15 protein-coding genes, 1 tRNA gene and 1 rRNA gene are annotated in these 22,238 nt (G+C 47.9%); 7 read left to right on the top strand and 10 right to left on the bottom strand.

Going from position 1 to position 22,238, the window contains the following annotated elements; genetic code table 11:
* Positions 1-140 precede the first annotated feature (140 nt).
* A 5S ribosomal RNA gene (gene rrf / locus K384_RS10515) occupies positions 141-252 on the top strand.
* A 297-nt stretch (positions 253-549) separates the two neighbouring features.
* Here rrf and K384_RS10520 read toward each other — a convergent pair.
* The 3 genes from K384_RS10520 to K384_RS10530 are packed head-to-tail and all read right to left on the bottom strand — an operon-like array spanning position 550 to position 2,906.
* Complete coding sequence (locus K384_RS10520) at positions 550-1,584, bottom strand: ATP-grasp domain-containing protein (protein ID WP_038032140.1); 1,035 nt, start codon at positions 1,582-1,584, stop codon at positions 550-552.
* Between the two features lie 2 nt (positions 1,585-1,586).
* Complete coding sequence (locus tag K384_RS10525; protein WP_038032142.1) at positions 1,587-2,045, bottom strand: hypothetical protein; 459 nt, start codon at positions 2,043-2,045, stop codon at positions 1,587-1,589.
* A 12-nt stretch (positions 2,046-2,057) separates the two neighbouring features.
* A complete protein-coding gene (locus K384_RS10530) occupies positions 2,058-2,906 on the bottom strand; it encodes a TerC family protein (RefSeq protein ID WP_051633327.1) in 849 nt (282 codons plus the stop codon).
* Positions 2,907-3,081: 175 nt separating this feature from the next.
* On the opposite strand from K384_RS10530, the gene K384_RS10535 reads away from it, so the two are divergent.
* Positions 3,082-4,944 carry an ABC transporter ATP-binding protein gene (locus tag K384_RS10535; protein ID WP_038032144.1) on the top strand — a complete coding sequence of 621 codons (1,863 nt, stop codon included), beginning with the start codon at positions 3,082-3,084 and terminating at the stop codon, positions 4,942-4,944.
* Here K384_RS10535 and K384_RS10540 read toward each other — a convergent pair.
* Positions 4,917-5,645 (bottom strand): MlaE family ABC transporter permease, encoded by a 729-nt coding sequence (locus tag K384_RS10540; RefSeq protein WP_038032189.1) that lies wholly within the window; start codon positions 5,643-5,645, stop codon positions 4,917-4,919. The genes K384_RS10535 and K384_RS10540 overlap by 28 nt on opposite strands.
* 69 nt (positions 5,646-5,714) lie before the next feature.
* Positions 5,715-6,194, bottom strand: coding sequence for a hypothetical protein (locus K384_RS10545; protein WP_038032145.1), 480 nt, complete (start codon positions 6,192-6,194; stop codon positions 5,715-5,717).
* Between the two features lie 92 nt (positions 6,195-6,286).
* On the opposite strand from K384_RS10545, the gene K384_RS10550 reads away from it, so the two are divergent.
* From K384_RS10550 to K384_RS10560, 3 genes are all read left to right on the top strand, one after another.
* Positions 6,287-8,422 carry a prolyl oligopeptidase family serine peptidase gene (locus K384_RS10550; RefSeq protein ID WP_038032146.1) on the top strand — a complete coding sequence of 712 codons (2,136 nt, stop codon included), beginning with the start codon at positions 6,287-6,289 and terminating at the stop codon, positions 8,420-8,422.
* Between the two features lie 224 nt (positions 8,423-8,646).
* Positions 8,647-11,262 carry an ATP-dependent chaperone ClpB gene (gene clpB, locus K384_RS10555; protein ID WP_038032148.1) on the top strand — a complete coding sequence of 872 codons (2,616 nt, stop codon included), beginning with the start codon at positions 8,647-8,649 and terminating at the stop codon, positions 11,260-11,262.
* A gap of 168 nt (positions 11,263-11,430) precedes the next feature.
* A complete protein-coding gene (locus K384_RS10560; protein WP_038032149.1) occupies positions 11,431-12,654 on the top strand; it encodes a hypothetical protein in 1,224 nt (407 codons plus the stop codon).
* Between the two features lie 193 nt (positions 12,655-12,847).
* Here K384_RS10560 and pyk read toward each other — a convergent pair whose 3' ends face one another.
* The 4 genes from pyk to ruvC form a co-directional block, all read right to left on the bottom strand.
* Entirely contained in the window at positions 12,848-14,293 is a 1,446-nt protein-coding gene (pyk, locus tag K384_RS10565; protein WP_038032150.1) for a pyruvate kinase, read from the bottom strand.
* A 145-nt stretch (positions 14,294-14,438) separates the two neighbouring features.
* Positions 14,439-14,511 (bottom strand) — tRNA-Thr (locus K384_RS10570).
* A 127-nt stretch (positions 14,512-14,638) separates the two neighbouring features.
* Positions 14,639-16,393 (bottom strand): aspartate--tRNA ligase, encoded by a 1,755-nt coding sequence (aspS, locus tag K384_RS10575; protein ID WP_038032151.1) that lies wholly within the window; start codon positions 16,391-16,393, stop codon positions 14,639-14,641.
* Positions 16,394-16,484: 91 nt separating this feature from the next.
* A complete protein-coding gene (gene ruvC / locus K384_RS10580; protein WP_038032152.1) occupies positions 16,485-17,042 on the bottom strand; it encodes a crossover junction endodeoxyribonuclease RuvC in 558 nt (185 codons plus the stop codon).
* Positions 17,043-17,254: 212 nt separating this feature from the next.
* Here ruvC and K384_RS10585 point away from each other — a divergent pair, with 212 nt between their 5' ends.
* Entirely contained in the window at positions 17,255-19,444 is a 2,190-nt protein-coding gene (locus K384_RS10585; protein ID WP_038032153.1) for a glutamine synthetase III family protein, read from the top strand.
* Here K384_RS10585 and K384_RS10590 read toward each other — a convergent pair.
* Positions 19,441-20,037 (bottom strand): GNAT family N-acetyltransferase, encoded by a 597-nt coding sequence (locus K384_RS10590; protein WP_038032154.1) that lies wholly within the window; start codon positions 20,035-20,037, stop codon positions 19,441-19,443. The genes K384_RS10585 and K384_RS10590 overlap by 4 nt on opposite strands.
* Before the next feature lie 332 nt (positions 20,038-20,369).
* Between K384_RS10590 and K384_RS13990 the strand changes: the two genes are divergently transcribed.
* Positions 20,370-22,229: a T9SS type A sorting domain-containing protein gene (locus tag K384_RS13990; RefSeq protein ID WP_038032155.1), complete on the top strand. Its 1,860-nt coding sequence runs from the start codon at positions 20,370-20,372 to the stop codon at positions 22,227-22,229.
* The last annotated feature ends 9 nt before the right edge of the window (positions 22,230-22,238 follow it).

The following is a 22,238-nucleotide window of genomic DNA, read 5'->3' on the forward strand; positions in this document are numbered from 1 at the left end:
AGGACGTAGATAGGTGACAGGTGTAAGCGGTGAGAGCCGTTGAGCCGAGTCATACTAATACCCCGAGAGACTTCTTTGCGTGGATGTAGTCTTCGATATAGACAGTATGTAGAGAGCTTAAAGGCATTGATAAAGATATTGTTGGTGGCATGAGCGGAGGTGAACACCTCTTCCCATTCCGAACAGAGAAGTTAAGCCCTCCAGCGCCGATGGTACTGGGGTCACACCCGGGAGAGTAGGTCGCCGCCACATGAACACTGAAAGCCCCCTTGGAAAAGGGGGTTTTTTTGTTTTTAGGGGGTGTGAGGTGTAAGCCCCAAAACAGCCGGGTTTTTATTCTTTTGTAATTGTCCTTTTTGGTTCTTTCGACTTCCTTCTTCCTTCTTGTCATCTCGAACGGGCGCAGCGAGTGAGAGAGCACATCAACCCAAGCCGCAAGAAGCAAAAAGCAAAAAGAGATTTCCCGCTAACGCTCGAAATGACAAAAGGGGGCATGAAAGGATGGGCTGGGTGTGTGCTTTGTTATGTTGTTAATCCATATGAGGTACCCTACTTTTGCCCGTATGTTTTGCGCTTGTACAAATTGCTTTTGATGGCTTTCAACAGCAAAGAAAAAGGCGCATATCGCACACCTCGCTTATGATTGGCTACACTGATGAGGTAAAGCATCTGCCAGTGCTTAAACAAATCCCTGTAAGCTTTCCATAGAGGCATGCCGGGGTCATAGATATGAGTAGGCTCTGAGTTGGCGCCGTTCAATTCTAAAATACAGATATTGCGACCGGCATATAGGTCTTCTATGGAAGGTACTTTCAAATCAAAACGCCCAAAATAAAAGCCGTCGATATGGCGGGCAATTTCGTTGATAACTCTTTGCAATTGAGGGGTAAGCAGGTAATGACCATTTCGAAAAGTGGCTCCCCTGCTGTGGTTTCCTATATGAGTGAGCTGTATTTTGCTACCGGCTTCGGGGATTTCATTCCACCGGGAAGCGTATGTTTTTTGTAAAAAATCGAGATGATAACGGCAACGCTCGTCTTTTTTAATCAACTCGCCGATTGTATGGGTCCCGTCGCCTTTTATTTGCAGAGGCTCCTTCACTACAACAGAGGTGATTTGTCCATGTGAAGCACCGGGCATTCGACAATACATAATGCCCAGCTCTATGGGGGCATCGCACCACTCCTGAACAAGCCACTCCCAGGCGGGGTATGCTGCAAGAAAGTTACGAAGTTGTTCCTCGTTTTCGATGCGTGCCACGGCGAAACCTCGTTCCCCACGATCCGGCTTCACTGCCAAAGGATAGCGTAATTTTCTTTTCTTTATTTTATTGATGATTTCTTCAACTGGGGTATTTTCTGCTATCCATAGACTTTTAGGCACATATTGCGAAGGAATACGGCGTAAGATGTCATATTTGGAATACATGGTGAATCCGCCGAGAAACATGCCGGGGTTGGCTGCAGTAAAAAAAGCAAAGGAGCGTGCACGTAAGCTTAAGTAAAACCAGTAAAAGTAAACGGGGATATAGAAAAACCAAAAAGGCCAAAACTCCCACTTGAGGTATTTCCACCATTTATTCATGCTTACTCATCTTTCAACTCAAGGCGTTCCCGTATATGTTGCAACATGTTGACCTCTTCTGCTTTGTTCTTATGGGCTGCTACTGCAAATATTTCAATAGCATTGGCTATCAGATCTTTGCTTTCGGGGTTTTGTGTCAGATGCATTTTCAATGTATCAAGGAAGGTGTCTTGCCATTCCTCCATGTGATTGAGCAGATACTCAAGTTGCGTTTTAAATTCCGTTTGCAATATTTTCAGAGCTCCTTCGGAAGAGCACTCTTCACGAAAAAGATTACTAAGGCTTACGCTTAATTTTTCGATATAGATGGCCTCTTGTTTATCAATGACACCATCGCTGTGAATAAGCAGCAAGGTAGGGAAAAAAGAAGCCAGCGCCCCAAACTGCTCATAGTTGAGCTTGGTGGGGTGCTGTTCTTTATAATGCAAATACAATTCTTTCAAACTCTTGAAGGCAGGCATGTCGCAACTTGTTTATTTCTTATTCTCTTCTTCCGGCATAAGACTGTGTACCGGTTCGTGCTTTCTCGGTGCGCTTTGATCATCTTGACTTGCTACATAACGTTGATGCAAGTGTACCGGTTTTTGGGAACGCTTGATAAGCCGCAAGTTGAGCAATTCCACAAACAGAGAAAAGGCAATCGAGAAGTAAATATAACCTTTGGGGACTTCGTAATGAAGTGCTTCTACGGTGAGCAAAGTACCGATCATCAGCAAGAAAGCCAGTGCCAGCATTTTGATAGTGGGGTGCTCTTCCACAAAGCGGGCAATAGGGTAGGCAAACAACATCATCACAAGCATGGATAAAACTACAGCTATAATCATGATCCACAGGTTTTCCGGTTTGTCGGCATCCACAAGACCTATGGCTGTGAGAATAGAGTCGAAGGAAAATACAACATTGATGAGCGCCACTTGTGCGATGACCTTAAAAAAGGCAGCATCTCCACTTTCTTCCCCCTTACGAACTACCTCTTCGTCGCCTTCCAGTTTTTGATGGATTTCGGTAGTGGCTTTGTAAATCAAGAAGAGGCCACCGGCCAGCAAGATTAAATCGCGTCCGCTTAGTTCGTAACTGCCTATTTGTAGCAGGCCTTGATTCAAGCCTATCATCCAAGAGAGGGCAAGCAGCAAAATCACGCGCGGAATAAGGGCAATAACCAAGCCCCAGTTAGTGCCTTTCTTTTGCTGGTGGTCCGGCAATTTGCTGGCAATGATAGAAATGAAAATGATGTTGTCAATGCCCAGCACAATTTCCATGAATGTGAGGGTTACTAAGCTGATAAGCGACTCAGTAGTGAGCAGGTGATTCAAAATCTCCATGTCAGTTTTTTCTTTTAGAATGCACAATAAAAATACAAAGAAAAAGACAACTCGCAAGTTCATGTCTTTACTATTCAAAAGCAATGCCAGAGTAAGGCTTGCACCACGTGTAACTGAACACCACCATCGGGCAAATTGTTGTAAATTGCATGGTCAATGACAAAGTGAATGGACAATGGAAACGAAGAAAGACGAAGAAAAAGACTTAAAGAAAAAACGACTAAGCAAAGAGGGTTTAAAAAAACTGTGGCGTATTGCCCGTTTTGCGGCTCCTTATAAAAGTTACTTCATCATAGGCATGTTTTTCCTGGTGGTTTCTACGCTTACTGCCCTGGCATTTCCCATGCTTGCGGGCAAGATCACCGATGCTGCCAACACTTCTTTATTTGGAAAAGCCAAGCAAATCATAGAGGGAGACAGTTGGGCGCAGTGGTTCAACTCAGTGGACCGGGTGGCTATTGCTTTTTTAGTTATCCTGCTGATTCAGTCGGTGGCTTCTTATTTCCGCATTTGGCTTTTTGCTATCGTCACGGAGCGCTCTATTGCCGACATACGTGCCACTTTGTATGAAAAGATGCTGGGCTTGCCCTTGTCTTTTTTTGAAAAAAACCGTGCCGGTGACCTTACCAGCCGTTTGAGTGCCGACATCACACAGCTCGAAAGCCTTTTTTCCTTTAATCTGGCAGAGCTCTTCCGCCAAGTGATGACCCTCTTGATTGGCGTGACGGTCATCTTCTTTACCTCTGCACGCTTGGCACTGGTGATGCTGGCCACTTTTCCGGTGATGATTGTGGCAGCTATTCTCTTTGGGCGTTTTATCCGTAAATTGTCACGTCGCCGCCAAGATGCGCTGGCGCAAGCCAATGTGGTATTGGAAGAAACGCTCCAGGCCATACAGGTAGTAAAAGCCTTTGTCAATGAGCTGTTTGAGTTGGGGCGCTACCGTCGTCGCCTGAACGAAGTCGTACAGAGCGGACTGTATGCCGCCCGTTACCGTGGTGTTTTTATCTCTTTTATCATCTTTGCTCTGTTTGGGGGCATTGTGTTGGTGCTTTGGTATGGAGCAACGCTTGTAGAAGCGGGCGAGTTGCAAGTGGGCGAACTGTTTTCTTTCATTCTGTACACGGTTTTCATTGGCGGCTCGCTTGGTGGCATGAGTGATTTGTACGCTCAGCTGCAAAAAAGCATTGGGGCTTCGGAGCGCATCTTGGAAATACTCGAAGAGCAAGGCGAAGTGCCTGCGCTTGAGAAAGATTTACCCGCCTTGCAAGTGAAGGGCAATATTCGTTTTGAAGACGTACGCTTTGCCTATCCTACCCGTCCGGAGGTGGAGGTACTCCGGGGCATTAGCTTCGATATACGTGCCGGTGAAAAGATAGCCTTGGTAGGGCATAGCGGGGCAGGGAAGTCAACCATTATTCAGTTGCTTTTGAAGTTTTACGCCCCTTTGAGCGGGCGTATTTTGGCAGATGGAGAAGACCTGCAGGCGCTCGACACCCGCGCATGGCGAAACCATATAGCCATTGTGCCGCAGGAGGTCATTCTTTTTGGCGGCACCATTCGCGAAAACATAGCCTATGGTAAGCCCGCTGCCACCGACGAAGAAATCATAGAAGCGGCGCGCCAAGCCAATGCTTGGGACTTCATTGCTCAATTCCCCGATGGACTCGATACCGTTGTGGGAGAGCGGGGCGTGAAGTTGTCGGGCGGACAGCGTCAGCGCATTGCCATTGCCCGTGCCATCTTAAAAAACCCTTCCATTCTGATTTTAGACGAAGCCACCAGCTCATTGGATGCCGAATCGGAGCAGGCAGTGCAGCAGGCATTGGAAACACTCATGCAAGGACGCACAACCATTGTGATTGCCCATCGCTTGGCAACCGTGCGCAGCATGGATAAAATATTGGTACTGAAAAATGGGCGTATTGCCGAAGCAGGTACACACGAAGAGCTGCTTGCCCATGAAGAGGGCATTTATTACAACCTTGTACGTTTGCAGTTAGAAGACAACTATAACAGCAATTCAGCCAAGGCGTAGTCGGCAGCTAAAATGGCAATGCAACTGCTTGTAACTGCCTGGGTGCTCGATAGGCCTACTTCGAGCGCCCCGCCTTGTGTATAGTAGCCCTTAAAAGAAGATATGGTGGTAATAAGGAAAGAAAACACTACTGTTTTAATAAGTGCAAAAGTGATGTTGTAAGGAACGAATTGCTCCCGCAGCCCTTTTACATACTCATATTCGGTAACCACGCCTGTAAGTACGCCGGCAACATAGCCGCCCAACATAGACAAGAAACCCGCCATAATCACCAGGAGGGGAAAGGTAAGCAGGGCAGCAATGACTTTCGGAAACACCAAATAAGACACCGAGTTGATGCCCATCACCTCCAAAGCATCGATTTGCTCGGTAATGCGCATGGTGCCCAGGTTGCCGGCTATGTTGGAACCTACTTTGCCGGCTAAAATGATGCTGATGATGGTGGGGGCAAGTTCCAGCAAGGTGGTATCGCGCACCAGCAGCCCTATGATATACTTAGGAATCAGTGGGCTGACCAAGTTGTAAGCGGTTTGGATGGCCGTTACCGCACCTATGAAAGTAGAAACAATTACTACAATGAATACGGAGCTAATGCCGATATAGATGCATTCGTCCAAGATGGCTTGCAGGTAAATACGAGGGCGCTCACGCAAAAACAGCATTTTACCCAAAAAAATAAAGTAACGACCGACCAGTGCCAGCATAGCTTTGAGGTTTGTTGAATATTGTCAGTCGAAAAAAAACAAAAAATAGCACAAAGACAAATAGCCTTAAGGCAGCTGTAAGAAACCGGTATCGCCTTGGTCCAGTTTCATGCGGTGCTCTCTGACCGTGTAGGTGATGCATTCAAGCAGTAGTCTTTCGAGATTCTGCCGGTCTTCGGTGTTCATTTCGGTCTTGCCGCTTGTGTATTTTTTGTAATAAAGAGGCAGCTTATGGTAGAGTGCTTCCAAATAGCGGCATTTCATGCCCGTGAGGTCCACCCCGCCGGTTTCGGATTCTATATGGGCAATGAGTACCTCGAAATCGCCACGAAGGCTGTCATAAATTTGCTTCACAATCTGCTCCTCCTCGGTTGTATCGATGGTGCCGTCTATTAAATATTTGCCAAACAGCCCTCTGAGGCTGCTTTCTATTTTGTTTTCCATACGCCGCATGATGGCTTTGACGCGTTTACCTGCTCGTTTTTCCAAATAAACGCCCAATAGCACCAGTGCAGAAAATCCGATGATGATAACCCAAAGCCACATGAAAAGAAATGGTTGTCTTCAGAACAAAGATAATTATACTTCTCTGACTTTTTTATCGTTACTACGTTAAAAACAAAAAAATATCAAAGCCTATGAAAAAATATCTCTATTGGCTCGGATGCTTATTTTTGGGGGCTTGTCAAACACAAGAAACTACCCAAAACAAAATGGACAAAATTGTTTACCCCGAAACCCCAACGGTTCAGCAGGTCGATAACTATTTCGGCACGGAAGTAGCCGACCCTTACCGCTGGTTGGAAAATACCGATTCGGCGGCGGTGCAAGAGTGGATAGCCGCGCAAAACAAACTTACCTTTTCTTACCTGGATAAAATTCCATTTCGTGAGGCTATTAGAAAGCGCCTCGAAGAAGTGTGGAACTTCGAGCGCATGAGTGCACCCACGCGCGAGGGGGATTATTACTATTACACCAAGAATGATGGGCTTCAGAACCAAAGTGTGATTTACCGGCGCAAAGGAATCAACGGTGCGGAAGAAGTGGTGCTTGACCCCAATACCCTTTCCGAAGACGGAACAGTGGCAGTAGGTAATTGGAGTATCTCGCACGACGGGCGTTATTTTGCTTACTCTACCTCTGCAGGTGGTTCCGATTGGCAAGAAATAAAAATTATTGATTTACAAACCAAAAAGACACTCGATGACCATTTGCGTTGGGTGAAATTCTCGGGCATTTCCTGGTATCGCGATGGTTTCTTCTATAGCCGCTATGATGCACCGCCCAAAGGAAAAGAATACGAGGCGAAAAACGAATACCACAAGGTGTATTATCATAAAGTAGGTACTTCGCAAGATGAAGACCTGCTGGTGCATGAAGACCCCAAGCGTCCTTTGCAAAATTTCTACACTCAAACCACTGATGATGAGCAGTATTTATTCATTCATATGCCTGAAGGCACCGGCGGCAATGCCATCTGGTGGCGTCCCTTGGCACAGCCGCAGGCTGCTTTTAAACCGCTTATCAATACTACCGAATATGAAAACAGCATAATAGGTACCTTGGGCAACAAGATTTTGCTGCTGACCAATGCCGGTGCGCCAAAATACCGCTTGGTATTGGTTGACCCCCGGCAGCCTGCACCGAAGCAGTGGCAAACCATCATTGCCGAGCCGAAAGACGAAGTCTTAAGCAGTGTGGCGCATGTGGGCAACCGCTTGATTGCCGTTTTCATGAAGGATGCAAGCCACCGGGTGCGGGTGTACAATGTCAACGGTAAGCTTGAAAACGAAATACAGTTGCCTACCCTGGGTACTGTGGGGGGCTTTACCGGCAAAGTGAGCGATAAAGAGACTTTCTTTGTTTTCAACTCTTATCTGTTCCCACCTACGGTGTATCGTTACGACATAGAAAAACAACAAACCGAAGTGTTTTTCCGTCCTAAAAGCACCTTCAACAGTGAGGCTTACGAAACGCGTGAGGTTTTTTATAAAAGCAAAGACGGCACGCCCGTGCATATGTTCTTAACTCACAAAAAGGGTCTGAAAAAAGATGGCAACAACCCCGTCTATCTTTATGGATATGGCGGATTTAATATCAGTATCTTGCCGGGCTTCGACCCGCGCATAGTTCCTTTCTTGGAAGCCGGGGGCATTTATGCTGTAGCCAACTTGCGCGGTGGAGGAGAATATGGCGAAGAATGGCACAAAGCCGGCATGCTTGAAAACAAGCAAAATGTATTCGATGATTTTATTGCCGCTGCCGAATATCTGATTCAAGAAAAATATACCAACCCTAAAAAAATAGCCATTTCGGGGCGTTCCAACGGTGGCTTGCTCATTGGGGCTTGCATGACACAGCGCCCTGAGCTGTTTCAGGTGGCTTTGCCGGGCGTGGGCGTATTGGATATGCTGCGCTTCCATAAGTTTACCATCGGTTGGGCTTGGGTCAATGAGTACGGAAGCAGTGAGGATTCCACCCAGTTTCAATATTTGCTCAAATACTCACCGGTGCACAATGTAAAAGATGCCGACTATCCGGCTACTTTGGTTTACACTGCCGAATATGACGACCGGGTGGTGCCTATTCATTCATTTAAGTTTATTGCTGCCTTACAAGCGCATCAAAAAGGCGAGCGCCCGGTGTTGATTCGTATCGATACCAAAGCCGGACACGGCGCCGGCAAGCCGGTCAGCAAGCTGATAGACGAATGGGCAGACATATGGGCGTTTACCTTCCATAACTTGGGCATGACCTTCCCACCAAAGCAATAAAAAAACCTAACTGCACAAAACATATCGCACGGGCACGCTCGCCCGTGCTTTTTTTATTTCCCGGAAAGAAGAAACTGCCTACGATTGTCTCAAAATCAGACACTTTGTCTTTGTTTTACAATGTTTTTATGACAAAATCTGCCACTATGTCCTTGTGTTGCCTTTTGGCTTGCCCTTTGTATATAAAAAAGGCAAAAAACAACAATTAAAAAGGAGGATAAGATATGAACTTTGACAAGTATACCATCAAATCGCAGGAGGTCATCCAACAGGCAGTGTCTATTGCACAAGCCAATCAGACCTCTGTAGTGGAAACCGGACACCTGCTCAAGGCCGTCCTGGAAAGCGACGAAAATGTAACAGGTTTTCTGTTCAAGAAGCTGAACGTAAACCTGAACTACCTGAAAAGCAAATTAGAAGAAATTATCAGCTCTTATGGCAAGGTGAGTGGTGGCAGCCCGCATTTGTCCAACGATGCGGCACAAGCACTCAAGCGCGCTGAAGACTATCTCAAAAACTTCAACGATGAATTTGTTGCCGTTGAACATATTTTATTGGGGCTTTTGAGTGGTAAAGACCGCGTAGCGCAGCTGCTGAAAGATATGGGCGTTGCCGAAAAGCAACTCATACAAGCCATCAAAGAGCTGCGCGGTGGCGGACGTGTAACCGACCAAAATGCTGAAGCCAAGTACCGCTCACTGGAGCGCTATTCGAAGAACCTGACCAAGCTGGCAAAAGAAGGCAAGCTGGACCCCGTCATCGGGCGCGACGAAGAAATTCGCCGTGTGATGCAAATACTATCGCGGCGCACCAAAAACAACCCTATCTTGTTGGGTGAGCCCGGTGTGGGTAAAACTGCCATTGTAGAAGGCTTGGCACAGCGTATTGTGGCCGGCGACGTGCCCGAAAACCTGAAAGACAAACAACTGGTAGCCCTTGACATGGGCTTGCTGGTAGCCGGTGCCAAATATAAAGGCGAGTTTGAAGAGCGTTTGAAGTCGGTGATTAAAGAAGTAACTGACTCGAATGGCCAAATCATTTTGTTCATCGACGAAATCCATACTTTGATTGGTGCCGGTGCAGGCGGCGATAGCGCCATGGATGCTGCCAACCTCTTGAAACCGGCTTTGGCACGTGGCGAGCTGCGTTGTATCGGGGCTACCACGCTCAAAGAATATCAGAAATACATAGAAAAAGACAAAGCACTGGAGCGCCGTTTCCAACCGGTCATGGTCGATGAGCCCAGCATCGAAGATGCCATTTCCATCTTGCGTGGTTTGAAAGAACGCTATGAAGTACACCATGGCGTGCGCATTCAAGACGATGCCATCATTGCAGCCGTAGAGCTTTCGGTGCGTTATATTACCGACCGCCAACTGCCCGACAAAGCCATAGACCTGATTGACGAGGCAGCGGCACGTTTGCGCATCGAAATAGACTCTATGCCCGAAGAGCTCGACGAACTGGAACGCCGCATCATGCAATTGGAAATTGAACGCGAAGCCATCCGTCGTGAAAACGACAAGGAGAAAGAGGCAGTCCTTTCTAAGCAAATCGCCGAGCTTTCGGAACAGCGCGACGCACTGAAAGCCAAGTGGAAGCAAGAAAAAGAGCTTGTGCAGCAAATACAGAGCATCAAGGCAGATATCGAAAACCTGCGCATCGAGGCAGAGCAAGCCGAGCGCGAAGGCGACTACGGGCGTGTGGCTGAAATACGCTATGGGCGTATCCTCGAAGCCGAGAAGCGTTTGGAAGAACTGCGCAAGCAGCTGCATGAAATACAGGGCGAAAAACCCATGTTGAAAGAAGAAATTACTGCCGAGGACATCGCCGAAATCGTATCGCGCTGGACCGGCATCCCTGTATCGAAGATGCTGCAAAGCGAACGGGAAAAGCTCTTGCACCTTGAAGACGAGCTGCACAAGCGTGTGGTAGGGCAAGACGAAGCCATCCGTGCTGTATCGGATGCCATTCGGCGCAGCCGTGCCGGCTTGCAGGACCCCAACCGTCCGATTGGTTCGTTTATCTTCTTAGGTCCTACCGGTGTGGGTAAAACCGAGCTGGCAAAAGCCCTTGCCGACTACCTCTTCAACGACGAAAACGCCATGGTGCGCATCGACATGTCCGAGTATCAAGAGCGCCATTCGGTGAGCCGTCTCATCGGTGCGCCTCCCGGATACGTAGGCTATGACGAAGGCGGACAATTGACCGAAGCAGTGCGCCGGCGTCCTTATTCGGTGGTGCTCTTGGACGAAATAGAAAAAGCGCACCCCGACGTGTTCAATATCTTGTTGCAAGTGCTTGACGACGGGCGCCTGACCGACAACAAAGGGCGCACGGTCAACTTCAAAAACACCATCATCATCATGACTTCGAACATGGGGGCTGAGCTCATTCAAGCCAACTTTGAAAACATCACCCCCGAGAACGAAGACGAGGTGGTGGCACAAACCAAAGAACAAGTGCTTGACTTGCTGAAACGCAACTTGCGTCCCGAGTTCTTGAACCGTGTGGATGAAATCATTATGTTCCGCCCGCTGTCGAAAGAAGACATCCGCGAAATAGTAGAAATACAACTCAAACAAGTAAACAAACGCCTCGAAGCCGAAAATATCGAATTGGTAGTGGACGACAGCATCTACGACCTCTTGGCAGACGTAGGCTTCGACCCGCAATTTGGTGCCCGTCCGCTGAAACGAGCCATTCAGCAACTCATACTCAACGAGTTGTCGAAAGAAATCATCGCGGGCAAAGTAAAAGAAGGCGACGTGGTGCACGTATCCTTCGACAGCAACGAAGAACGAGTGAAGTTCGAAGTAGTGGACAAAATAGAAGCGTAATCATAGCCCTGAACTCTTCCACCGCAAGAGGCGGCTTCCTTTGGAAGTCGCCTCTTTTTTTTTGAATAAACAACCTTGTTGCAAGCTTGCAAAAAAGCCCGTCCATAAGCAGCAGACCGTATATTCGTACCATTGCCTTGGCAAGTTAAACTTAAAAAGAAAACAACTATGACACGCTACACCGCTTGGACACTTGTGCTACTTACCGGTATATGGCTGCTTACTGCTTGTAAAAAAGACAAAGACGTGGCGCCATCGGTAGTCGATCGTGGAATTGTTTCAAGTAATGCCTCAAAGAATCGCTTCGATTACATCTCCGGCAGAAGCAACTACTCATCCGCAAAGTTCTATAATGTAGGGCATGGGGCGGATTTGATAAGCTATTACAATGGCATTACTCTTTATAGGGACGCCTGGGGGATGTCTTCCCTCGTAGATGTAAATACAGGTGACGTACTGTACACCGGTTATTATTATATTGAAGCTCCCGGGGCTCCCATCCTGATTTACAAAGACATGGCCCTGATTCATGAAAGAGTTGGAACAGGAGATGCCCGCCTGATTATGATGAAGATTGACGACAAGAGCATTGTTTGGGAGCGCAGCACCCCCGGATTATTTAGTTTACGTGGCGTTGTAGGAAAATATGCAATTGGAAATTCCAATGGCGATTGCTATATCATCGACCTGGACAACGGACAAGGCATGAGGGTGCCGGAAATAAATGCTTTTACAAACTACTTCGTGTCGAACTATAACAGCTTTGCAGTACTGAAAGCATATGATAATGAAATCCTTTTTTACTCGTCGGACGGCACTTTAAAGAAAAGGGTCGTGCTGTCGGACAAAATAGAACTCTGGATTGGGGAATATTTTAGTTCTGCTTACAAAGACTTGGCTTTGATAGTAGTAGGCGTGAGCAATCTATCATTTAAAATGTTTGCATTGGATATGAAGCAGGAGAAAGTATTGTGGGAAAAAACATTATCACAAGATAAACGATACGTTTCCTTTTCCAATGATGACAGATACGCATATGCACTTCTTTACAAAAAACAAGAAGGCAAGTATTATTTGGAACTGAGCGATATAAAAACCGGAGAACTTGTTGAAACCCTCGCGGTACCGGATGGCATTTTGCCCACTAATTGGATTTCCGGTGGTTATCGTATTTCATTGAACCCGCTTATGCTGCGAAACTATTGGATGTTTTTCTATGTAAAAGAAGGAACGGCTTATATCCGGGCTTTCGATAAAGCAAGCAGACAATGGAAACAGTGGACGGTGACGCTTCCTGTAAATGTCCTTTCTTTTGATGCAATTACATTAGATGAAAAAGGGAGGATCTATATCGATTGTGAAGGATATAATGGCTTTGTAATGATTGAGTAACCCGGTTTATTAGTATTGTACCGGCTGCTCGTTGTGAACGGGCAGCTTTTTTACATTTATGCGGAAACTGCCGGCTGCGTTTTTTTGCCTTCCGGTTTGATAGTGGCATGCATATCTTGAAGCAAGACAGGTCATTCTTGCCGTGTTCCCCCAAAGGCGTACCTTTGAAGGGACACGGCTCGTCTTTTTGAAATTAAGGTTTGGGTTTTTCCACAATATTGATTTTGAGTGTATTGGTTTTTTTCCGCGCCTTGATAGGCATACTTGCCATTTTAATGATAACATCCCCTTCGCGAATGAAGCCCCGCTCCCGTAGAATGTCTTCTATGTCTTGGAAGGTAGTGTCGGTGCTTTCGTATTTGTCGTAGTAAAAAGCCCGCACGCCCCATACCAAATTAAGGGCAGTGAGCAGCTGCCGGTTACTGGTAAAAATAAAAATATCCGCTTCGGGCCGGTGACTTGCGGTGCGAAATGCCGTAAAGCCCGAATGAGTCATGCCCACAATGGCTTTGGCATTCGTATGCTTAGCCAAAGTACAGGCTGCCGCCACCAAGCTGTGGTGAATAAAATCGGGGGACTGTTGGTTGGCTACTTCCAAGTTTTGATGATAGATGCTTTTAATGTGTGTTTCGGTGAAGTGAATGGTGCGCACCATGCTTTTGATTACCTCCAGCGGATATTTGCCTACTGCCGTTTCGGCGCTGAGCATGATGGCGTCGGCGCCGTCAATGACGGCATTGGCTACATCGTTGGTTTCGGCACGAGTAGGGCGGGGATTCTGTATCATACTTTCCATCATTTGGGTAGCGATGATCACCGGCTTGGCTGCCCGTTTGCATTTATCCACAATCATTTTTTGAATGACGGGCACCTCTTCGGCATAGGTTTCCACGCCCAAGTCGCCACGTGCCACCATGATGCCGTCGGCGGCTTCTATGATGCTGTCTATGTTTTTTACGGCTTCCGGCTTCTCTATCTTGGCAATGATGCGCGTATTTTTGCCTTTTTGCCGGATAAGGTGGCGTAAAAGATGCACATCGGTAGCCGTGCGCACAAACGAAAGGGCAATCCAGTCCACACCTGCTTCCAGTCCAAAATACAAATCTTCGGTGTCTTTCTCTGTAAGGCAGGGCGTGGACAGATGGCTGAAAGGCAGGTTGATGCCTTTTCTTGATTTAAGCACACCACCATAGAGCACTTCAGTGATAACTTCCTTTTCGGTGCGTTCCAGCACCTTGAGCTGAATGTTACCGTCGTCGAGCAAGATGATTTCGCCTTCTTTGACATCCTCCGGAAGGCTTTGGTAGGTCGTGCTTACCCGTTCGGCATTGCCTGTGGTTTCTTCTATGGTGATGACGAAGCGTTGCCCTTTTTTGAGTTCTACTTCGCCGTTTTCTATTTCGCCAATGCGTATTTTAGGACCTTGCAGGTCCTGCAATATGGCCAGGTTGAACCCATATTGTTCATTGATGGCACGAATGTGACGTACGACCTCGAGATGCTCTTCATGTGAACCGTGCGAAAAGTTGAGGCGGAAAACATCGACCCCTTCGCGCGCCAGCGCCAAAAGCATTTCCGGGCTGCGAGAAGCCGGCCCCACGGTTGCTACTATTTTGGTTTTATTGAAGGTGTTTAGCATAAGACAAGCTTGGTTTGAAAAACAAAAGCAGTTTAATGAAATTGACCGGCATAAAAAAGTGGCAAAAGATGAATTTTGTGTAAAAAGAAACGAAAGAATAGATAAAAACAAAAAGCCGCACCATGCAGTGCGGCTTTCGTTTGAGAGCCCCCCACAGGACTCGAACCTGCAACCTACTGATTACAAGTCAGTTGCTCTACCAATTGAGCTAGGGAGGCTTGTCATTGTTTTGACGTTGCAAATATAAAATACCGGCAAATAATATGCAAGTGTTTTCTTCAAAAAAAAATGAAACGTAAAGAAGCAGCCGCTTTACAGGCTGCTTCTTTTATCAGCCGCCCCCGGTTATCGAGGGTTTTTCAGGCAAAGCCCCAGTTCTTCCAACTGTTCGGGTGCAATGGGCGAGGGGGATTCTATCATTACATCACGGCCGGAAGTGTTTTTGGGGAAAGCAATAAAGTCGCGAATAGACTCACTGCCACCCATCAAAGCACACAAGCGATCAAAGCCAAATGCAATGCCCCCATGAGGCGGTGCACCATAGCGGAAGGCATTCATTAAAAAGCCAAACTGTGCTTCTGCTTCCTCTTCGCTGAAGCCTAAAATTTGGAACATCTTTTTCTGAAGCGCTTGGTCGTGGATACGGATAGAGCCGCCGCCTACCTCCACGCCATTAATGACCATGTCGTAGGCATTGGCGCGTACCTTGCCCGGTTCACTGTCAAGCAAAGGAATATCTTCGGGTTTGGGCGAAGTAAAGGGGTGGTGCATGGCATAATATCGTTGGGTTTCTTCGTCCCATTCCAGCAGTGGGAAATCAATCACCCATAAAGGACGGTAAACATTTTCGGGACGCAGCCCCAGGCGGTTGCCCATCTCCAAGCGCAGCTCGCAAAGTTGCTTGCGCGTTTTATCCGCTTCGCCGGCAAGTATGAGCAGCAGGTCACCGGCTTGAGCGCCCATAGCCTCTGCCCATTGCTTGAGGTCGTCTTGTGAAAAGAATTTATCTACCGACGACTTAAACGAGCCATCTTCTTGGTATTTCACATAAACCAATCCTTTGGCACCTATTTGTGGGCGTCGTACAAAGTCGGTGAGCTCATCCAGCTGTTTGCGGGTATAATTGGCACATCCCGGAGCACAAATGCCCACCACCAGCTCGCTGTTGTCGAATACCTGAAAGCCTTTGCCTTTGGCCAGGTGGTTCAATTCGACGAAAGTCATGCCGAAACGGATATCGGGTTTGTCGCTGCCATACAGGCGCATGGCTTCGTCGTAGCTCATCCGCGGGAAGTCGTCCAGTTCTATGCCTTTCACGCTTTTGAATATATGCTTGACCAAGCCCTCAAACATTTGCAAGATATCTTCTTGCTCCACGAAAGACATCTCACAGTCTATTTGCGTGAATTCGGGCTGGCGGTCGGCGCGCAGGTCTTCATCACGGAAGCATTTCACTATTTGATAGTAGCGGTCAAAACCGGCGACCATCAATATTTGCTTGAAGGTTTGTGGCGACTGGGGCAGGGCATAGAACTGCCCGGGATGCAGCCGCGAAGGCACCACAAAATCGCGGGCTCCTTCCGGCGTTGATTTGATGAGTACCGGCGTTTCTACTTCAATAAATTGCCGGGCATCCAAATATTCGCGGGTAGCACGGGCTGCCCGGTGACGTAGCTCCAATCGGCGGCGCATGATGTCACGGCGCAAGTCCAAGTAACGGTATTTCATGCGCAGGTCCTCACCACCATCGGTTTCATCCTCTATCAAGAAAGGGGGCACATCCGAAGCATTAAGCACCTTCAGGCTATCAACGGCCACTTCTATGTCGCCGGTGGGAATTTTGTCGTTTTTTGAAGCGCGTTCAATCACCGTTCCGCTTGCTTGCACTACAAACTCGCGCCCCAGGGTGCGTGCAACTTTGAGCAACGCTTCGGGTGCTTTGCCTTCCTCAATCAGCAATTGAGTGATGCCGTAGCGGTCGCGCAGGTCTATCCAAAGCAGGTGCCCTTTGTCGCGAATGGCACGTACCCAGCCGGATAAAGTCACTTTTTGTCCTACATGCTGTATTCGAAGTTCTCCACAAGTATGCGTTCTTAACATAAGTAAATGCTTTTTATGAAGGCTATAAGATTACTGTCTGTTTGCTTGTTAAAAGGCAAAAGTATAGTTAGCATTGAAGAAGACAAAGCACTCAGCGACTTTTTTTTATGCGATCCGGGTTTTCTTTCACAAAGGCATCCCAACTTTTCGCCTTGCTGATTTGCAAGCCACTTTGCAGGTAATGACAAACAGCCACCCCCAAGGCATCGGTGGCATCCAAGAGGGTGTCGTCTTCGAAACGTATATTGAGGAGCCTTTCCAGCATGCCGGCTACCTGCTCTTTCGAAGCATTGCCATTGCCTGTGATCGATTGCTTTATTTTACGCGGTGCATACTCCATAATAGGTATTTCACGCACCAGTGCTGCCGCCATAGCTACGCCTTGCGCCCGCCCCAGCTTCAACATAGACTGCACGTTCTTTCCGTAAAAGGGGGCTTCCAATGCTACCTCATCCGGTGCATAGTGTTCTATTAATTGGCTGACACGCTCGTAAATACGCTTCAACTTGAGCGCCTGGCTGCTAAGCTTGTGCAACTCAATGACGCCATAGTGTATGGCTTCCAAACGATTGCCCTCTACCCGTATCAATCCATAGCCCATTACTTGGGTGCCCGGGTCAATGCCTAAAATAATTCGCTCCTTTGCCAAAGGTCTGTTGTTTACTGTCTTTCAAAGATACATGTTTTGTGTCGATACATATCAATAGCTCTTTTTTGCTTTACAGGTCCTTTTTTGAACCTGTTTTTTGAAAAAACTGTGTTATTTTCTTAAATTAAGGTTAAATTTTTAACCATATTTTTGATAGAAAGTGTTTGTTTTTTAGATTTGGGGTATCGAATTAAACCTAAAATTAAAAAAACATGCCAACACTTCGTTTTCGCGCCCTCCTCGACGCACAAAACCGCCCGGCCGTACAAGTGCAAGAGCCGGAGGAAAATGTAACTCGCTATTTTGCTACGCAGGTCTTCAATAAAGAAGCCATGCGCCGGTATCTCAGCCACGAGACCTACAAAAAACTCATGTATGCCATAGAGCATGGCGAAACCATCGACCTGGAGCTGGCCGACGCCGTAGCCGCCGGCATGAAAAGCTGGGCTATCAGCAAAGGGGCTACCCATTTTACCCATTGGTTCCAGCCCTTAACCGGCCTGACCGCAGAAAAACATGATGCCTTTTTTGACATAGACAGCGAAGGGCGAGCCATCGAGAAGTTTAAAGGCTCCGAATTGGCACAGCAAGAGCCCGACGCCTCTTCGCTGCCCAGTGGTGGTATTCGCTCCACTTTCGAAGCCCGTGGCTACACGGCATGGGACCCCAGCTCGCCGGCTTTCATTATGGAAATCAACGGCAGCAAAACGCTTTGTATTCCTACTATCTTTATTTCTTATACCGGCGAATCGCTGGACTACAAAACGCCTCTACTCAAATCCCTGCATGCCCTTGACAAAGCTGCTACTGCTGTTTGTCAGTACTTCGACCGGGAGGTAAGCCGTGTAATGGCTACCTTGGGACCCGAGCAAGAGTATTTTGTCATAGACAAGGCTTTGTATTATGCCCGCCCCGACTTGGTAGCCTGTGGGCGCACCCTCTTTGGACACACCCCCGCGCGCGGGCAACAGCTCGAAGATCACTATTTCGGCTCTATTCCGGCACGTGTGCGTGCTTTTATGATAGACTTTGAAACCGAAGCCATCAAGCTGGGCATTCCGATACGCACCCGCCACAACGAAGTGGCACCGGCGCAGTTTGAATGTGCTGCCACTTTCGAAGAGGCCAGCGTGGCAGTTGATCATAACTTGCTGCTGATGGACATCATGGAGAAGGTAGCCGACCGCCACGATTTAAAGGTGCTCTTTCATGAAAAGCCTTTTGCAGGGGTGAACGGAAGCGGCAAACACAACAACTGGTCTATGATGACCAACACCGGGGTTAACCTTTTGGCTCCCAGTACCAAAGCCAAGGAAAATTTGCGCTTCCTTGCCTTCTTTGTGAACGTCATCAAAGCAGTGCACGACCATGCCGACTTGCTGCGTGCCAGCATCATGTCGGCAGGCAACGAGCACCGCTTAGGTGCCAATGAAGCCCCGCCGGCTATCATTTCCGTATTTATAGGTGACGAATTGACCAAGGTATTGGAAGAGCTGGAAGAAAAAGCTACCATCAAAATCAACAAAGGCGATAACCTTTACATGAAGGTGGGCATCAGTAAGATACCGCCTGTTTTGCGTGACAACACCGACCGCAACCGTACCTCGCCTTTCGCTTATACCGGAAACAAATTCGAATTCCGTGCCGTGGGCTCTTCTGCCAACTGCGCTTCGAACATGATTGTATTGAACACGGCAGTAGCAGCCCAATTGCAGCAATTCAAGAAGGACGTGGATGCACTCATAGAGAAGGGCGAAAAGAAAGAAGTAGCCATCGTACGCGTGCTGCGTAACTATATCAAAGCATCGAAGCGCATCTTGTTCGAAGGAAATAATTACTCGGAAGAGTGGGCAAAAGAAGCCGAAAAACGCGGCTTGACCAACATTAAATCTTGCGTGCGGGCACTGCAAGCCTTTGTGAAGCCCGAATCGGTGGCGCTTTTTGAAAGTCAAGGTGTGTTTACCAAACGCGAAGTGGAGGCTCGCTATGAAATCATGTTGGAAGATTATGTGAAGCGCATCCAGATTGAATCACGCATGATGGGCGAGCTGGCACTCAATCACATTATTCCGGCGGCTATCAACTACCAGAACCGCCTGCTTGAGGCCTTCGAGCGCATGCAGCGTGCCGGCATTGAAGAAGAAAATCTCGAATCTATTAAAATCACCATTCGCAAAATTGCTGAGCATGTAAACATGCTGCAGAAGAAGGTCAAAGAAATGATAGACAAGCGCAAAGAAGCCAATAAGATTGAAGACATACGCCGGCGCGCCGAGTTTTATACTGACGAGGTGAAGCCTTTATTTGATGAAATCCGCTATCGTGGCGACAAACTTGAGCTCATGGTGGACGACGAACTTTGGCCACTTGCCAAATACCGCGAGCTGTTGTTTGTGCGCTAATCGCTATCTTGTTCATGGTCCCTGAGGGAAGGCGGCAGCAGCTCGTCTTCCCTTATTTTTTTTCTGTAGGGCAGCAGCCATTCGTCTTTCAGGTGAATGCACACGTGCCCTTCACCATCTTCTATTTTTATTTTCAAAAAATCTGAAGGTACCAAGCGCACCAAAAGGCGCACAATCCCTTCATTGTGTCCTATGAAAGTGCCATATAGGCGGCAAATGCCTTGCGCATGTGCATGTATGCAAAGGCGCAGCATGAGCGCGTGCCCCAGTCCCTTGCCCTGCCAGTCGTCTCGCACAACAATGGCAAATTCGGCACTCTTGACTTTTTCTGAAGGGCGCATGTAGCGGGCAACGCCTATAATCTCTTCTTCTGCCTGCTGCCTCAGGCAAGCAGCCAAAGCGAAGTCATGTTGGTAATTGACTTGTGCAAATTGTTGGGCATATGCCCGTAGCGTGCTTTCATCCAGATGCTCTGTATAGGTTTGAAAACGATAAAAGCGCGACTCAGCCGACAGCCCCTCATATAGCTTTAAGAGGCGCTCCGCGTCATCGGGCATCAGTGGGCGAAATACTACCGGCGGCGTACCGTTCATGTAAGTTGCAGCTGTCAATAAATAAACGACTTGATGAAAGATAATCACTTACCGGCAAATAAAAAACAAAGACTTACAGCATAAAGATGCTGCAAGTCTCCCAATCCTTCAACCAGCTATGAATGTTGAATGTGTGTACAAATATAGTAAGTTTCAGGATTATAGTTGCATCATTTGTAGAATAATCTGTATTAAACAATAAATACTCGGCAAGCATACTTCATCGAGTAAAGTGGCTCCTTTATCGAGTCAAGTGTGTTCTTTATCGAGTTTTTAGTTTCTGATAGTGAGTGTCTTACTATTTTTGTAGAGTGAAAAAATGCATCGTACAAATGAAAAAGTTTATTGTCGCTTTGGTTTTAAGTGTAGTGTGGACAGGGCAAGTGCTTGCACAAACCATTTTGGGAGGCGTTATCAATTCCTATGCGCGCGTTACCAATATTAGCGGCAACCAATTTGACATGAACAATGTGTATGGCAATGTATCTGACTTCTCAGCGGGGCGTACGGTGCTAATCATTCAAATGAAGGGCGCCTCTGCCAGAAATGGAAACAACGACAGATATGGCGAGCTCAGAGATTACGGTAATGCCGGTAATTATGAGTTTGCCACAGTAAGCAACCTCATCAACTTAGGAGGGGGTAACTACCGTGTGGTTTTTAACACCGTAGCACGCACCTACGATGTTGCCGGGGCAGTGCAGCTGGTGTCTGTACCTTCTTACAGTAACTTGACTATTGCGGGCGACGTAACTGCCAAGCCTTGGAGTGCCGCAGATGGCACCGGTGGTGTGGTGGCTTTGGAGGTGCAAAATACGCTCACCCTGAATGCTTCCATAGATGTGAGTGGTTTGGGCTTCAGAGGGGGAAGTCCCAACTCTCAACCCAATGGCGGCTCAAATGATGAAAATACTTACCGCACCAATAATAATGGCTATGCAGCAAAGGGTGAAGGCATTGCCCTGCCCAATCAGCCCAACGGGCGTGGCAAAGTAGCCAATGCCGGTGGTGGTGGCAATCCTCATAATGCCGGTGGCGGTGGTGGTGCCAACTTGGGAAGTGGCGGAAATGGCGGCAGAGGGTGGCCCGGTGCCGGAGGCACTACAGGTGCCGGTATTGGCGGGGTAGGCTTAATGTATGATCCCATCGTAAACAAAATATTTATGGGCGGCGGCGGTGGCGCCGGTCAACAAAATAACAACCGGGCCAGCCGTGGCGGCAATGGCGGCGGAATCATCATCCTGCGTGCCGGAACCATTACTTCTACCAATTGTGGGGCGGCACCTGCTTTGCGTGCCAATGGAGAAGATGCCCCCAACAGCACCGGCAACGACGGTGCCGGCGGAAGCGTTCTTGTAGAAGCCGGCAATATCACAATGCCTTGTTTGTTGACCATTGAAGTAAGTGGTGGAAATGGCGGCAATGTGAATCATAATGCGGCCCACGGTGGCGGTGGCGGCGGTGGTGTAGGTGCTTTCCTTAGTAACAAGGATTTTTCCGCTGCTACGAATGTGATAGCTGTTCCCGGACAAAACGGACGCGATTGCACCACTTGCAACAACAGCACTTCAACGCCGGGCAGCCCTTGCCCCGCAGGCAACTGCGCAAGTACCGGCTGGTCAATAACGGGAGGCTTTGTGCCCTTGCCGGTAGAGCTGTACGGTTTTGAGGTTGCATACATGCCCACCCGCCGGGAAGTAAAACTACAATGGTTTACTACCCAGGAAATCAACACACACAAGTTTGTGATTGAGCGCAGCATAGACATGAAAAACGTAGAGGCTGTAGGCGAAGTGGCTGCTGCCGGAGAAAGCCGTTTGTTGCGCTCTTATAGCTTCGTGGATATGCCTTGGCAGCAAGGAACCCTTTACTACCGCTTGCGTATCGAAGACAGAGACGGCACCATAAGCCATTCGCAATGGAAAGCGGTGGAAGTGACAGAAGAAGGAGCAGCCACAGCACGCTTCAATATGAGTCCCAACCCGGCTACCGGCGGAATTGTTACTTTGCGTTGCTCGAAAGATATCGAAGCAATCCACCTATACGACACCTATGGTACATTGCAGCTTGACTTACAAGCACAGGGCAAAGAGCAGGTAGTGAATGTGGAGGCCTTGCCGCCCGGTCTTTACATAGTAAAGATAAAAACAATGGAAGGGGAGTGGCTCAGTAAGCGCTTGCTTATTCAGTAGGCCGAAAGT

Origin of the sequence: Thermonema rossianum DSM 10300 (assembly GCF_000426825.1) — a bacterium.
Lineage (GTDB): Bacteria > Bacteroidota > Bacteroidia > Cytophagales > Thermonemataceae > Thermonema > Thermonema rossianum.

What these genes read in the sequence shown, in the direction of transcription:
- K384_RS10535 (WP_038032144.1), top strand. Translation starts at nt 3,082, where the DNA reads ATGGAAACGAAGAAAGACGAAGAAAAAGACTTAAAGAAAAAACGACTA.
- K384_RS10585 (WP_038032153.1), top strand. Translation starts at nt 17,255, where the DNA reads ATGCCAACACTTCGTTTTCGCGCCCTCCTCGACGCACAAAACCGCCCG.
- K384_RS10530 (WP_051633327.1), bottom strand. Translation starts at nt 2,906, where the DNA reads ATGGAGATTTTGAATCACCTGCTCACTACTGAGTCGCTTATCAGCTTA.
- K384_RS10525 (WP_038032142.1), bottom strand. Translation starts at nt 2,045, where the DNA reads ATGCCTGCCTTCAAGAGTTTGAAAGAATTGTATTTGCATTATAAAGAA.
- aspS (WP_038032151.1), bottom strand. Translation starts at nt 16,393, where the DNA reads ATGTTAAGAACGCATACTTGTGGAGAACTTCGAATACAGCATGTAGGA.
- K384_RS10560 (WP_038032149.1), top strand. Translation starts at nt 11,431, where the DNA reads ATGACACGCTACACCGCTTGGACACTTGTGCTACTTACCGGTATATGG.
- K384_RS10590 (WP_038032154.1), bottom strand. Translation starts at nt 20,037, where the DNA reads ATGAACGGTACGCCGCCGGTAGTATTTCGCCCACTGATGCCCGATGAC.
- K384_RS10550 (WP_038032146.1), top strand. Translation starts at nt 6,287, where the DNA reads ATGAAAAAATATCTCTATTGGCTCGGATGCTTATTTTTGGGGGCTTGT.
- K384_RS10520 (WP_038032140.1), bottom strand. Translation starts at nt 1,584, where the DNA reads ATGAATAAATGGTGGAAATACCTCAAGTGGGAGTTTTGGCCTTTTTGG.
- K384_RS10545 (WP_038032145.1), bottom strand. Translation starts at nt 6,194, where the DNA reads ATGTGGCTTTGGGTTATCATCATCGGATTTTCTGCACTGGTGCTATTG.
- pyk (WP_038032150.1), bottom strand. Translation starts at nt 14,293, where the DNA reads ATGCTAAACACCTTCAATAAAACCAAAATAGTAGCAACCGTGGGGCCG.
- clpB (WP_038032148.1), top strand. Translation starts at nt 8,647, where the DNA reads ATGAACTTTGACAAGTATACCATCAAATCGCAGGAGGTCATCCAACAG.
- K384_RS13990 (WP_038032155.1), top strand. Translation starts at nt 20,370, where the DNA reads ATGAAAAAGTTTATTGTCGCTTTGGTTTTAAGTGTAGTGTGGACAGGG.